This window comes from Pseudomonas sp. IB20, assembly GCF_009707325.1.
Classification (GTDB): Bacteria; Pseudomonadota; Gammaproteobacteria; order Pseudomonadales; family Pseudomonadaceae; genus Aquipseudomonas.
This window is the reverse complement of sequence record NZ_CP046103.1, coordinates 4,055,734-4,069,628: the sequence shown is the minus strand read 5'-3', so window position 1 is coordinate 4,069,628 and position 13,895 is coordinate 4,055,734. Positions and strand designations below refer to the sequence as shown.

The following is a 13,895-nucleotide window of genomic DNA, read 5'->3' as shown; positions in this document are numbered from 1 at the left end:
GATAGAGTTGATCACTTGTTATAGGTTAAGTGTTAGTGCATTGACTATCGTCAATGCACTGTTTTATGGCGGTTGCGTTACAGTTTAGTGCGCGTTAACGCAACCGCGTTACTTATAGAAACAGTCAATCAGCCACGGTAGTAACGTTGTGGCACGAATGGCATTTTACTTACACGCAGTGGCACCTTTTTCCCACGTACCAACGCAGACACTTCGGTATCCAAGGCGATGAATGCGCTGTCCAAGTAACCCATGGCCAGTGGGCCGCCCAAGGTCGGGCCAAAGCCGCCGCTGCACACGCTGCCGATCACGGTGCCGTGCTCATCGACGATTTCTGCGCCTTCGCGCACCGGGGTACGTTCCTGTGGCAGCAGGCCGACACGCTTACGGCTTACACCGGCTTGTTGCTGGGTGAAGATCCGGTCGGCGCCGGGGAAGCCACCGGCACGTGCGCCGTCGGCACGCCGGGCCTTGGAGATCGCCCACAGCAGGCCGGCTTCAATCGGTGTGGTGTCGGTGTTCATGTCATGGCCGTACAGGCACAGGCCGGCTTCCAGGCGCAGCGAGTCACGCGCGCCCAGGCCGATGGCCTGCACTTCGGTCTCGGCCAGCAGGCTACGCGCCAGCGCTTCTGCGTTGCTGGAAGGTACGGAGATTTCAAAACCGTCTTCACCCGTGTAGCCGGAGCGGCTGACGTAGCAGTCCACGCCCAGCAGGCGCAGGGTGGCGAACTGCATAAAGGTCATCTTGGTCACTTCCGGTGCCAGGCGCGCCAGTACCTTCACCGCCGCCGGGCCTTGCAGGGCCAGCAGGGCGCGTTCTTCGAACAGCGGTTCGATGCTGCACTGCTCGCCAATGTGTTTGCGCAGGTGCGCCAGGTCCTGGTCCTTACAGGCGGCGTTGACCACCAGGAACAGCTCGTCGTTACCCAGGTTGGCCACCATCAGGTCGTCAAGAATGCCACCTTGGTCATTGGTGAACATTGCGTAGCGCTGCATGCCGACCGGCAGGTCGATAATGTCGACGGGCACCAGGGTTTCCAGGGCTTTGGCGGCATTCGGGCCGGTCAGGCGGATCTGGCCCATGTGCGACACGTCGAACAACCCGGCGTGTTCACGGGTGTGCAGGTGTTCCTTCATCACGCCCAGCGGGTATTGCACCGGCATGTCGTAGCCGGCGAAGGGCACCATGCGCGCGCCCAGCTCAAGGTGCAGCGCATGCAGTGGGGTTTTCAACAGGGTTTCGGTGGACATATTCAGCTCCTGAAAAACGTGCGGACGCGTGTGTAAGCGTCAGCACTCGATAATGTTGACCGCCAAACCGCCACGGGCGGTTTCCTTGTATTTGCTTTTCATGTCGGCGCCGGTCTGGCGCATGGTGCGGATGACCTTGTCGAGGGAGACAAAGTGCTGCCCATCGCCGCGCAAGGCCATGCGCACTGCATTGATCGCCTTGACCGAGCCCATCGCATTGCGCTCGATGCACGGCACTTGCACCAAGCCGCCAATCGGGTCGCAGGTCAGGCCGAGGTTGTGTTCCATACCGATCTCGGCGGCGTTTTCCACTTTGGACACGCTGCCACCCAACACTTCACACAGTGCACCTGCGGCCATCGAACAGGCCACGCCGACCTCGCCCTGGCAGCCGACTTCGGCACCGGAGATCGAGGCGTTTTCCTTGTACAAAATCCCGATGGCGGCGGCGGTGAGCAGAAAGCGCACCACGCCGTCTTCGTTCGCGCCCGGAATAAAGCGCATGTAGTAATGCAACACCGCCGGCACAATCCCGGCCGCGCCGTTGGTGGGAGCCGTGACCACACGCCCGCCGTTGGCGTTTTCTTCGTTGACCGCCAGCGCATACAGGTTGACCCAATCGAGCACCGACAACGGGTCGCGTAGCGCCGATTCGGGGTTCTTGCACAGCTGGCGATGCAGCGCGGCGGCGCGGCGCTTGACCTTCAAGCCACCGGGCAGAATCCCTTCGTTGCGGCAGCCGGCGTCTACGCAGTCTTGCATCACCTGCCAGATTTTCAGCAAACCGGCACGGGTTTCCGCTTCCGGGCGCCAGGCGCTTTCATTGGTCAGCATCACCTGGCTGATCGACAGCCCATAGGTGGCGCAATGGCCAAGCAAGTCCTTGGCGTGCTTGAAGGGAAAGGTCAGGGGCGTGGTGTCTTCGACAATCCGGTCAGCGCCGGCGGCGTCTTCATCCACCACAAAACCGCCGCCGACCGAGTAGTACTCGCGGCTGCGAACCTGGATGCCGGCGGCGTCAAACGCACGAAAGATCATGCCGTTAGGATGGTAGGCGAGGGGTTTGCGAATCATCGCCAGGTGTTCTTTCTCGTTGAACGCAATGCTGTGTTCACCGAGCAGGTTCAAGCGACCGTCGCTGCGCATCTGCGCCAGGCGTGCAGCCACGGTTTCAGTGTTCACGGTGTCCGGGTGTTCGCCTTCCAGGCCGAGCAACACGGCCTTGTCGCTGCCGTGGCCTTTGCCAGTGGCGCCCAGCGAGCCATAGAGTTCCACCTTGATGCCGGTGGTGGCGCTCAGCAGGTTGTCGCGCTTAAGGCCTTCGACGAATCGGGCGGCGGCGCGCATCGGGCCAACGGTGTGGGAGCTGGAGGGGCCGATGCCAATCTTGAACAGGTCGAACACGCTAAGGGACATGGTTGTTCTCCGGTTTCTTATTATTTTTCAGGCGTACTCGGTCAAATGGTGGAGGAGGACTGTGTGGCGCGCCCCACACAAGCCAGCTTCTGCATTAAATCGGGTACAACCTCAGGTTACGCGTAGCTCTCGATCGACGAGCACGCACACACCAAATTGCGATCGCCAAACACGTTGTCGACCCGGCCAACCGGCGGCCAGTACTTGCCTTCGATCAGCGACGCAACCGGGTAAACCGCTTGTTCACGGCTGTACGGGTGGCTCCATTCACCGACGATTTCAGCAGCCGTGTGCGGCGCGTTTTTCAGTGGGTTGTCGTCCTTGTCCAACGTGCCGTTTTCTACCGCGCGGATCTCTTCGCGGATGGCAATCATCGCGTCACAGAAGCGGTCCAGTTCTTCCTTGGATTCGCTTTCGGTCGGCTCGATCATCAAGGTGCCCGCCACCGGGAACGACATGGTCGGCGCGTGGAAGCCGAAGTCGATCAGGCGCTTGGCCACGTCGTCGACGCTGATGCCGCTGCTGTCTTTCAAGGGACGCAGGTCGAGGATGCATTCGTGCGCCACCAGGCCATTGCTGCCGGTGTAGAGCACTGGGTAATGCTCTTCGAGGCGACGGGAAATGTAGTTGGCATTCAGGATCGCCAGTTGGGACGCGCGTTTGAGGCCCGCGCCGCCCATCATGCTGATGTACATCCAGGTGATCGGCAGGATGCTCGCGCTGCCGAATGGCGCCGCGCACACCGCGCCTTCCTTGCGTTCCATGGCCGCGTGGCCGGGCAGGAACGGCGTGAGGTGGGATTTGACGCCAATTGGGCCAACGCCCGGGCCGCCACCGCCGTGCGGGATGCAGAAGGTCTTGTGCAGGTTCAGGTGGGACACGTCGCCACCGAACTTGCCCGGTGCGCACAGGCCGACCATCGCGTTCATGTTGGCGCCGTCGATGTACACCTGGCCGCCGTTGTCGTGAATGATGCCGCAGATTTCGCGGATGCCTTCTTCGAACACGCCGTGGGTGGACGGGTAGGTGATCATCAGCGCGGCGAGGTGTTCGCGGTGCTCGATGGCCTTGGCGCGCAGGTCTTCGATGTCGACGTTGCCACGTGCATCGCAGGCGGTGACCACCACGCGCATACCGGCCATGTTGGCGGTAGCAGGGTTAGTACCGTGGGCCGACGATGGGATCAGGCAGATGTCGCGACGCTCTTCGCCACGGCTCTGGTGATAGGCGCGGATGGCGAGCAGGCCTGCGTATTCACCCTGGGAACCGGCGTTAGGTTGCAGCGAGATGGCGTCATAGCCGGTGGCCGCGCAGAGCATGGCTTCCAACTCGGAAGTCAGCTGCAGGTAGCCGGCGCTTTGTGCGGCCGGGGCGAACGGGTGCAGGGCACCGAACTCAGCCCAGGTCACCGGGATCATTTCGCTGGCGGCGTTGAGCTTCATGGTGCACGAGCCCAGCGGGATCATGGTGCGGTCCAGCGCCAGGTCCTTGTCGGCCAGCTTGCGCAGGTAGCGCATCAGCTCGGTTTCGGAGTGGTAACGGTTGAACACCGGGTGGCTGAGGATCGGCGACTGGCGCAGCAGCGCGGCGGGCAGGGTGCTTTCGGTGTTGGTGAAAGCGGGCAGTGCCTTGCCGTCGGCGAAGATCGACCACAGGGCTTCGATGTCGGCTTGGCTGGTGGTTTCGTCGACCGACAGGCCCAGACGCTCAGCATCGACCACACGCAGGTTGATGCGCTGTGCGTGCGCCTTGTCGTGCAGGGCAGCGGTGTTGGCGCCCGTGTTGAGGGTCAGGGTGTCGAAGAAGTGTGCCTGCTCGACCTTCAAGCCCAAGGCGGTCAAGCCCTTGGCCAGGATCGCGGTCAACTGGTGAATGCGTTGGGCAATCTGGGTCAGGCCTTTGGGGCCGTGATACACGGCGTACATGCTGGCGATGTTGGCCAGCAGCACTTGGGCGGTGCAGATGTTACTGGTGGCCTTCTCGCGACGGATATGTTGCTCGCGGGTTTGCATGGCCAGGCGCAGGGCCGGCTTGCCGAAACGGTCGACAGACACACCGACCAGACGGCCCGGCATGTCGCGCTTGAACGCATCCTTGGTAGAGAAGTACGCCGCGTGCGGGCCACCAAAGCCCAGCGGCACGCCAAAGCGTTGCGCGCTGCCGATGGCCACGTCGGCGCCGAACTCACCCGGTGGGGTCAGCAGGGTCAGGGCCAGCAGGTCGGCGGCGACCGCGACCAAGGCGTTGGCGGCGTGGAAGCGCTCGGTCAGTGCGCGGTAATCAAACACGTCACCGTTGCTGGCCGGGTATTGCAGCAGGGCGCCGAAGAACGCGCTGACGTCGGTCAGTTCACGCTCGTCGCACACGACCACGTCGATACCCAGCGGCTCGGCACGGGTGCGCAGCACGTCGAGGGTTTGCGGGTGGCTGTGGATCGAGGCGAAGAAGGCGTTGCTGCTCTTGTTCTTGCTCAGGCGCTTACAGAAGGTCATGGCTTCGGCAGCGGCGGTGGCTTCGTCGAGCAGCGAGGCGTTGGCGATCGGCAGGCCGGTGAGGTCGCTGATCAGGGTCTGGAAATTCAGCAGCGCTTCCAGGCGGCCTTGGGAAATCTCTGGCTGATACGGCGTGTAAGCGGTGTACCAGGCCGGGTTTTCCAGCAGGTTGCGCAGGATCGGCGACGGCGTGTGGCAGTTGTAGTAACCCTGGCCGATGTAGGTCTTGAACAGTTGGTTCTTGCCGGCGATGGCCTTGATCTTGGCCAGGGCCTCGGCTTCGCTCAGGCCGTCTTCCAGGCCGAGCACGCTGGTGCCCTTGATGCTTTCCGGGATCACGCTGGCGCTCAAGGCTTCCAGGGAGTCAAAGCCCAGGCTGGTGAGCATTTTTTGCTCATCTTCCTGGCGCGGGCCGATATGACGGGCGATGAATTCGTTAGCGGTGCTGAGATTGATAGTCATGGCGGCTCCTCAGGCTTCGGCGTTGGCTTTGATCAGGCGGTCGTACGCATCCTGATCCAACAGCTTAGCCACTGCATCGGCATCGGCGGGTTTAAAGCGGAAGAACCAACCTTCGCCCATCGGGTCTTCGTTGACCAGTTCCGGGCTGCCATCGAGTTTGTCGTTGACTTCGAGGACTTCGCCGTCCAGCGGCATGTACACGCCGCTCGCAGCCTTGACCGATTCCACGGTGGAGGCTTCGGCGCCCTTGTCGTAGGCCTGCAACTCCGGCAGTTGCACGAAAACCACATCACCCAGCGCGTTCTGCGCGAAAGCGGTGATACCCACGGTGACGCTGCCATCGGCTTCGGCGCGCAGCCATTCGTGATCTTCAGTGAAACGCAACTCGCTCATGGAAACTCCTCAGGGCCAGATTCGTCTGGTGGACGGGATTGGAATAATGAGGAGTTACTTAGCAATATCGCGGCCAATGTCATTAAGTTGTTGTAAATCAACAAGTTAATAAAATTGGTTATGGCGTTAGACGTTTTGGCTGTAGCGATTTCGCTACAGTCGGGCTTGTGAAAAAAAGCCTATGTGGATCAAAGCCTTGCATGGCGCGCAAAAAACAGGGTTGTAGCGATATCGTTACGCTGTAGCGCTTTCAGTACAGCCGATGTCGTTCTCAGACCCAATTTTGTGTGGAATGCGATCACTGTGGGAGCAGGCGAGCCAGCTCTCACATTTGGACCGCGTTTTGGGATCACTGTGGGAGCAGGCGAGCCAGCTCTCACATTTGGACCGCGTTTATTCAGTCAGGGCTTGCTGGGAATGCCGTACTTGCGCAGGCGATGGGCGATGGCTGTGTGCGAGGTCTGCAAGCGGCTGGCCAGTTGGCGGGTCGAGGGGTAACTGGCGTAGAGCTTCTCCAGCAGGCTGCGCTCGAAGTCTTCCACCGCCTGTTCCAGGCTGTCGACTTCGCCGTCGCTCTGGCGCGCCACCGAGGTGCCGGCGATGTCCAGGTCGCCGATGTCCACCAAACTGCTTTCGCAAATGGCGGCGGCGCGGAAGATCACGTTTTGCAGTTGCCGAACGTTGCCCGGCCAGCGGTTGCCCAGCAGCGCCGGGTAAGTGCCGGGCGCCAGGCGGCACACCGGGCGCTGGATCTGCGCGCAGGCCTGCTGCATGAAGTAGCGGGCCAGCAGCAGGATGTCCTGGCCGCGCTCACGCAGCGGCGGTACTTCGACGTTGAGCACGTTGAGGCGGTAGAACAGGTCTTCGCGAAACGTACCCTCGCTAACCATCTTTTCCAGGTCGCGGTGGGTGGCGCTGAGGATGCGCACATTGACCTTCACTTCGCGGTCACCGCCCACACGGCGGAAGCTGCCATCGTTGAGAAAGCGCAGCAGCTTGGCCTGCAAATACGGTGACATCTCGCCGATTTCATCAAGAAAAACGGTGCCCTGGTTGGCCAACTCCATCAGCCCCGGCTTACCGCCGCGCTGCGCACCGGTAAAGGCGCCGGGGGCGTAACCGAACAGTTCACTCTCGGCGAGGTTTTCCGGCAACGCTGCGCAGTTCAAGGCCAAAAACGGCGCACTGTGGCGCGCACTGATGGCGTGGCAGGCACGCGCCACCAGCTCTTTGCCGGTGCCGGTTTCGCCCTGGATCAATAACGGTGCATCCAGTGCGGCGACGCGCTGCGCGCGGGCCTTGAGGGTGCGAATCGCTGGGGACTCGCCCAACAACGCATCAAACCCTTCGGCATGGTCATGGTGCAGTGCCGACAGCTGTTCGCCGATGCGGTTGGGCGGGTACAGGGTCAGCAGGGCGCCGGCGTCGGTGATTGGTGTGGCGTCCAGCAACAGGGTCTGGCCGTTCACACTGATTTCGCGCAGGGGCAGGCGAAAGCCGTGTTCCAGCAAGGTGCCCAGCAGCGCGGGGTCGTTGAACAGTTCGCTGATGCTTTCCCCGGCCGGCTCGCGGCCGTACAGGGCGATCAGCGCCGGGTTGGCCAGCAGGATCTTGCCGGCGCTGTCCAGGGCCAGCACCGGGTCGGTCATGGCCGCCAGCAAGGCGTCGAGCTGCAAGTGACGGCGCTGGCCGGGGAGGATGTCGACCACGGTGACCGCCTGTACGCCGTGCACGCTGAACAGCGCGTCGCGCAGCTCTTCGAGTACCTCGGCGCTCAGCGTCGGCGCGTCGATGTAGACGTTGGGCGGCACCATCTCTACCGCATCCAGGTTGAGATTGCGCCCACCGAGCAAGGCCAGGACTTCCTGGGTAATGCCGACGCGGTCGATAAAGCTGACGTGGATACGCATGGGGCAGCTGACAATTCTGGGGAGCTTGAGGCGGCAAGTATGCCTGACAGGTGATAGAGATCAAAAATGTGGGAGCGGGCTTGCCTGCGATGGCGAACGATCAGTCAATATTTGCGGCGACTGATCCACCGCTATCGCAGGCAAGCCAGCCCCCACAGTTGATCTGTTTTGGCTGTGGGAGCGGGGTTATTCCAGGTGTTCGGGCTTGACCGGATCTCCCGACTTCACATCCAACTGATGCCGTACATCCTCAAACATCAGGTCGTACTGCTTGTGCATCTGTCCGTTAAGCGTCGCAATCTTCGGCATCCCATACTTCTGCGCGCGGTTCATCGCGTGCCGGGCGAAATCAAATGCCTGGTCCTTGGGCAGGAAGAACTCTTCCTTAAGGTCCTTGCCTTGCACCGATCCGTGCAGTTTGAAGAGCATTCCCTTGCCTTCCTTTGGATCCTGGATGACCTCGTAGTCGATGCACAGGTTGTAGCTGTAGTCATCCTTGTTGAGCGCGTGACGTTCGACGTGCAAGTGACCGGGTTCAAAGGTGGCCATAGGCGTTTCTCCTCTACTTCACAGGTAGGTGATGCCAGGTTTTGCCGTGCTGATGCGCGTGCCGGCGCTGCCCTGGACGATGGCTTCGATGTCCGAGAGTGAACCGATGACGGCAGTTTTGCCAGTCTGGCGGGCGAACTCGCAGGCGGCTTGCACCTTCGGGCCCATGGAGCCGGCGGCGAACCCGAGTTTTTCCATTTCGTCGGGGTGGGCCTGGCCGATGGCCTTTTGGGTCGGCTTGCCGAAGTCGATAAACGCAGCGTTGACGTCGGTGGCGATCACCAGCAAATCGGCGTCCAGTTGCGCGGCCAGCAGCGATGAACACAGGTCCTTGTCGATCACCGCTTCAATGCCGCGCAGCTTGCCGTCTTCGCCATACAGGGTTGGAATCCCGCCGCCACCGGCGCAGATAACAATGGCGCTTTTTTCCAGCAGCCACTTGATCGGGCGAATTTCAAAGATGCGTTTCGGGCGTGGGCTGGCAACCACGCGGCGGTATTTATCGCCGTCCGGGGCGATGGCCCAGCCTTTTTCGGCGGCGAGTTTTTCGGCTTCGGCTTTGGAATACACCGGGCCGATGGGCTTGGTCGGGTTCTGGAAGGCCGGGTCCTTGGGGTCCACTTCTACCTGGGTCAGCAAGGTCGCGAACGGCACTTCGAAGTCCAGCAGGTTGCCCAGTTCCTGTTCGATGATGTAGCCGATCATGCCTTCGGTTTCGGCGCCCAGCACGTCAAGCGGGTAGGGCGACACGCTGGTGTAGGCCGCCGCCTGCAACGACAGCAGGCCGACTTGCGGGCCATTGCCGTGGGCGATCACCAGCTCGTTGCCGGGGTGGATCTTGGCGATCTGTTCGGTGGCGATTCGGATGTTGGTGCGTTGGTTGTCCGCAGTCATGGGTTCACCACGGCGGAGCAGGGCGTTACCGCCCAGTGCAACGACGATACGCATAATGCAATCCTTCTAGAATTTAGCTTTGTGACCACAGGACAAAATGTGGGAGCGGGCTTGTGTGGGAGCCGGGCTTGCCCGCGATGGAATCACCTCGGTACATCTGAACTACCTAGGCGTCTGCATCGCAGGCAAGCCAGCTCCCACATTGACCGTGTTCCAACAGTGGGAGCGGTGTTGAGTTAGATATCCGCGAGCGCCGACACCAGAATCGCCTTGATGGTATGCATGCGGTTTTCCGCCTGCTCAAACGCGATGTTGGCCGGCGACTCGAACACGTCTTCGGTCACTTCCACGCCATTGGCCAGGTTCGGATAACGCGCGGCGATGTCCTTGCCGACCTTGGTTTCGCTGTTATGAAACGCCGGTAGGCAGTGCATGAATTTCACTCGAGGGTTGCCCGAGGCTTTCATCATCTTGGCGTTGACCTGGTACGGCAGCAGTTGCTCGATTCGTTCGTCCCACGCTTCCACCGGCTCGCCCATCGACACCCAGATGTCGGTGTGGATGAAGTCCACGCCTTTCACCGCTTCTTTCGGGTCTTCGGTGATGGTGATGCGCGCGCCGCTTTCGATGGCAAACGCCTGGCACTGCTTGATGAAGTCTTCATGCGGCCACAGCGCTTTTGGCGCGCCGATGCGCACGTCCATGCCCAGCTTGGCGCCGATCATCAACAGCGAGTTGCCCATGTTGTAGCGCGCGTCGCCCAGGTAGGCGTAGCTGATGTCGTGCAGCGGCTTGTCGCTGTGCTCGCGCATGGTCAGGGTGTCGGCGATCATTTGGGTTGGGTGGAATTCGGCGGTGAGGCCGTTGAACACCGGCACACCGGCGAACTTGGCCAGCTCTTCGACGATTTCCTGCTCAAAGCCACGGTATTCAATCGCATCGAACATGCGGCCGAGTACGCGGGCGGTGTCTTTCATGCTTTCTTTGTGGCCGATCTGCGACGACACCGGGTCGATGTAGGTGACGTGGGCGCCTTGGTCATGGGCCGCCACTTCGAACGCGCAACGGGTGCGGGTCGAGGTTTTTTCGAAGATCAGCGCGATGTTTTTGCCCTGCAGGTGCGGACGCTCGGTGCCGGTGTATTTGGCGCGCTTGAGGTCGCGGGACAGGTCCAGCAGGTAGTTCAGCTCGCGCGTGGTGTGGTGCATCAGCGAGAGCAGGCTGCGGTTGCGCATGTTAAAAGCCATGGTGGATCTCCTTCTGTTTAGGTTATCCCCTTGGCCGGCGCCTTGTGAGCGGCGGCCAAGGCCTGAAAGTTAGTAGTCGATTGGGTCGGTTGCGCATGTTAAAAGCCATGGTGGATCTCCTTCTGTTTAGGTTATCCCCTTGGCCGGCGCCTTGTGAGCGGCGGCCAAGGCCTGAAAGTTAGTAGTCGATTGGGTCGCGGATGATCGGGCAGGTCATGCAGTGGCCGCCGCCACGGCCGCGGCCGAGTTCACCGGCGCTGATGGTGATGACTTCCACACCGGCCTTGCGCAGCAAGGTGTTGGTGTAGGTGTTGCGGTCGTAGCCGATCACCACGCCTGGCTCCAGGGCGACCACGTTGTTGCCGTCGTCCCACTGCTCGCGTTCGGCGGCGAAGCTGTTGCCGCCGGTTTCGACGACACGCAGGGCCTTGAGGTTGAGTGCGGCGGCCACGGTTTCGAGGAAGTTGGTTTTCTCCCGTTGAATATCGATGCCGTGTGGCTTGCTTTCATCAGGGCGCAGAGTGAAGGGCACGATCTGGTTGACCACTTCGGGGAAGATGGTGACCAGGTCGCGGTCGCAGAAGCTGAACACGGTGTCCAGGTGCATCGCCGCGCGGGATTTCGGCAGGCCGGCAACGATCACGCGTTCCACGGCTTTGTTTTTGAACAGGTTACGCGCCAGTTGGCCAATGGCCTGGTGGGACGAGCGTTCACCCATGCCGATCAACACGACGCCATTGCCGATAGGCATCACGTCGCCGCCTTCCAGCGTGGCGGCACCGTGTTCCTGGTCGGGGTCGCCGTACCAGATCTGGAAGTCCGCGTTGGTGAACTCGGGGTGGAATTTGTAGATGGCCGAGGCCAGCAGGGTTTCCTGACGTCGCGCCGGCCAGTACATCGGGTTGAGCGTCACGCCGCCATAGATCCAGCAGGTGGTGTCGCGGGTGAACTGGGTGTTGGGCAGAGGCGGCAGAATGAAACTTGAGTGGCCGAGGAAGTCGCGGAACATCTCGATGGTTTTGCCACCGAAGCTGCTCGGCAGGTCATCGGCCGACACGCCACCAATCAGGTACTCGCTGATTTTGCGCGGTTCCAGGCTGCGCAACCAGGAGCCGACTTCATCGACCAGGCCCAGGCCCACCGTATTCGCGGTGATCTTGCGTTCCAGGATCCAGTCCAGGGCTTCGGGGATGGCGACGATATCGGTCAGCAGGTTGTGCATTTCCAGCACATCAATGTCCCGCTCGCGCATCTTGGTGACGAAGTCGAAATGGTCGCGCTTGGCCTGGGCCACCCACAGCACGTCATCGAACAGCAGTTCATCGCAGTTGTTGGGGGTCAGCCGCTGGTGGGCCAAACCTGGGGAGCACACCATGACTTTGCGCAGTTTGCCGGCTTCGGAATGTACGCCGTACTTCACTTTTTCCGTGGTCATTACAGATCCTCCAGTGAAAGCTAGAAGCCGTCGTAGAGGCCATAAGCAGCCACCAGGGCGCCAATGACGACGGCGGCGAAAATCAGCTTCTCGACGTTGGTGAAAATCGGTTTGCCCAGTTCATGCTTGGCCTTGGCGAACAGGATCACGCCGGGGGCGTAGAGCAGGGCGGAGAGCAGCAGGTATTTGGTGCCGCCGGCGTAGAGCAGCCAGACCGCATAGATCAACGCGATGGCGCCGATGAACAGGTCTTTCTTGCGTTCGCGCAGGGCGTTTTCGTAGGTCTCACCGCGCACCGCCAGCAGCAGGGCGTAAGCCGCCGACCACAGGTAAGGCACCAGGATCATCGAGGTGGCGAGGTAGATCAGCGACAGGTAAGTGCTGGCGGAGAACAGCGTAATCACCAAGAAAATCTGCACCATGGCGTTGGTCAGCCACAGGGCGTTGGCCGGCACATGGTTGGCGTTCTCGCGGCGCAAAAACTCCGGCATGGTGTGGTCTTTGGCAGCGGCGAACATGATCTCCGCACACAGCAACACCCACGACAGCAGTGCGCCGAGCAGCGAGATGATCAAGCCGACGCTGATCAACACCGCGCCCCAGTGGCCGACCACATGCTCAAGCACGGCCGCCATCGACGGGTTCTGCAGCTTGGCCAGTTCCGGCTGGGTCATGATCCCCAGGGACAATACGTTCACCAGCATCAGGAACAGCAGCACGGTGATAAAGCCGATCACGGTGGCCTTGCCCACGTCACTGCGTTTTTCCGCACGGGAGGAGAAGATGCTCGCGCCTTCGATGCCGATGAACACCCACACGGTGACCAGCATCATGTTGCGCACCTGGTTCATCACACTGCCCAGGTCCGGGTTTTTCACGCCCCAGATGTCAGCGGTGAAGATATCCAGCTTGAACGCGAACAGCGCGATCAACACGAACAGCACCAGCGGCACGATCTTGGCGACGGTGGTCACCAGGTTGATGAACGCGGCTTCCTTGATCCCGCGCAGCACCAGAAAATGCACGGCCCACAGCAACACCGAGGCGCCAATCACTGCCGCCGGCGTGTTGCCTTCGCCAAAGATCGGAAAGAAGTAACCGAGGGTGCTGAACAGCAACACGAAGTAACCGACGTTGCCCAACCAGGCGCTGATCCAGTAGCCCCAGGCGGACGAGAAACCCATGTAGTCGCCGAAGCCGGCCTTGGCGTAGGCGTACACGCCGCCGTCGAGGTCAGGTTTGCGGTTGGCCAGGGTCTGGAACACGAAGGCGAGGGTCAGCATGCCGATGGCGGTAATCACCCAACCGATCAACACCGCACCCACGTCGGCGCTGGCGGCCATGTTTTGCGGCAGTGAGAAGATTCCGCCACCAATCATTGAGCCCACGACCAGTGCAACCAGTGCGCCTAATCGAAGTTTTCCGGGAGATTCAGACATTGCATGACTCCAATGCAGGAGAAGAGAGACCACAGAATAATTCCGTGCGCTGTTCGAACAGCTGACTTAGATCAGGTCATTGGCACATTCCATTGTGAATTAATGACTTAGGAGTAAAATCCTGGGGCGATACTTTTCCTCGCAAAAGCGCGTTCCAGAGCGCTTCTGCGTTGCAGTGATCATGTCGTCAAGAGAGTGGACTGTTGAAACTAGCCCTTTCTGCTGAATGTGCAATCTATTTCGGGACGGGTTACCAAATAGTCAGAGGCTGGCAAAGTGCCTGCCTTATTTAAAATCTAAATAAACCTAAACTTCATAAACAGTCATACCAATGCGTTATGAGCTTGACGGTTTTATCGCTGTCTTTAATAAACGCTACACTCGCTGAATTAATTAGTTGAGTGC

The 13,895-nt window shown here is 60.7% G+C and carries 10 protein-coding genes; all 10 read right to left on the bottom strand.

What is annotated here, in order from left to right; translation table 11 throughout:
- Positions 1-128: 128 nt before the first annotated feature.
- Complete coding sequence (gene gcvT, locus GJU48_RS18970; protein ID WP_094950802.1) at positions 129-1,253, bottom strand: glycine cleavage system aminomethyltransferase GcvT; 1,125 nt, start codon at positions 1,251-1,253, stop codon at positions 129-131.
- Positions 1,254-1,292: 39 nt separating this feature from the next.
- The gene (locus GJU48_RS18965; protein WP_094950803.1) at positions 1,293-2,669 is read right to left on the bottom strand and encodes an L-serine ammonia-lyase; all 1,377 of its coding nucleotides are present in this window, start codon (positions 2,667-2,669) and stop codon (positions 1,293-1,295) included.
- Between the two features lie 116 nt (positions 2,670-2,785).
- Positions 2,786-5,623, bottom strand: a complete 2,838-nt coding sequence (gcvP, locus tag GJU48_RS18960) for an aminomethyl-transferring glycine dehydrogenase (RefSeq protein WP_094950804.1) — start codon at positions 5,621-5,623, stop codon at positions 2,786-2,788.
- 9 nt (positions 5,624-5,632) lie between these two features.
- The gene (gcvH, locus tag GJU48_RS18955; protein WP_005790845.1) at positions 5,633-6,016 is read right to left on the bottom strand and encodes a glycine cleavage system protein GcvH; all 384 of its coding nucleotides are present in this window, start codon (positions 6,014-6,016) and stop codon (positions 5,633-5,635) included.
- Between the two features lie 401 nt (positions 6,017-6,417).
- Positions 6,418-7,926 (bottom strand): sigma-54-dependent transcriptional regulator, encoded by a 1,509-nt coding sequence (locus GJU48_RS18950; RefSeq protein ID WP_094950805.1) that lies wholly within the window; start codon positions 7,924-7,926, stop codon positions 6,418-6,420.
- A 186-nt stretch (positions 7,927-8,112) separates the two neighbouring features.
- Positions 8,113-8,475 (bottom strand): DUF5064 family protein, encoded by a 363-nt coding sequence (locus GJU48_RS18945; protein WP_094950806.1) that lies wholly within the window; start codon positions 8,473-8,475, stop codon positions 8,113-8,115.
- 18 nt (positions 8,476-8,493) lie between these two features.
- Positions 8,494-9,423: a carbamate kinase gene (arcC, locus tag GJU48_RS18940; RefSeq protein ID WP_094950807.1), complete on the bottom strand. Its 930-nt coding sequence runs from the start codon at positions 9,421-9,423 to the stop codon at positions 8,494-8,496.
- A gap of 182 nt (positions 9,424-9,605) precedes the next feature.
- Positions 9,606-10,616 (bottom strand): ornithine carbamoyltransferase, encoded by a 1,011-nt coding sequence (locus tag GJU48_RS18935; RefSeq protein ID WP_094950808.1) that lies wholly within the window; start codon positions 10,614-10,616, stop codon positions 9,606-9,608.
- A gap of 178 nt (positions 10,617-10,794) precedes the next feature.
- A complete protein-coding gene (gene arcA / locus GJU48_RS18930; RefSeq protein WP_094950809.1) occupies positions 10,795-12,051 on the bottom strand; it encodes an arginine deiminase in 1,257 nt (418 codons plus the stop codon).
- Positions 12,052-12,071: 20 nt separating this feature from the next.
- A complete protein-coding gene (arcD, locus tag GJU48_RS18925) occupies positions 12,072-13,490 on the bottom strand; it encodes an arginine-ornithine antiporter (protein WP_155296069.1) in 1,419 nt (472 codons plus the stop codon).
- Positions 13,491-13,895 lie beyond the last annotated feature (405 nt).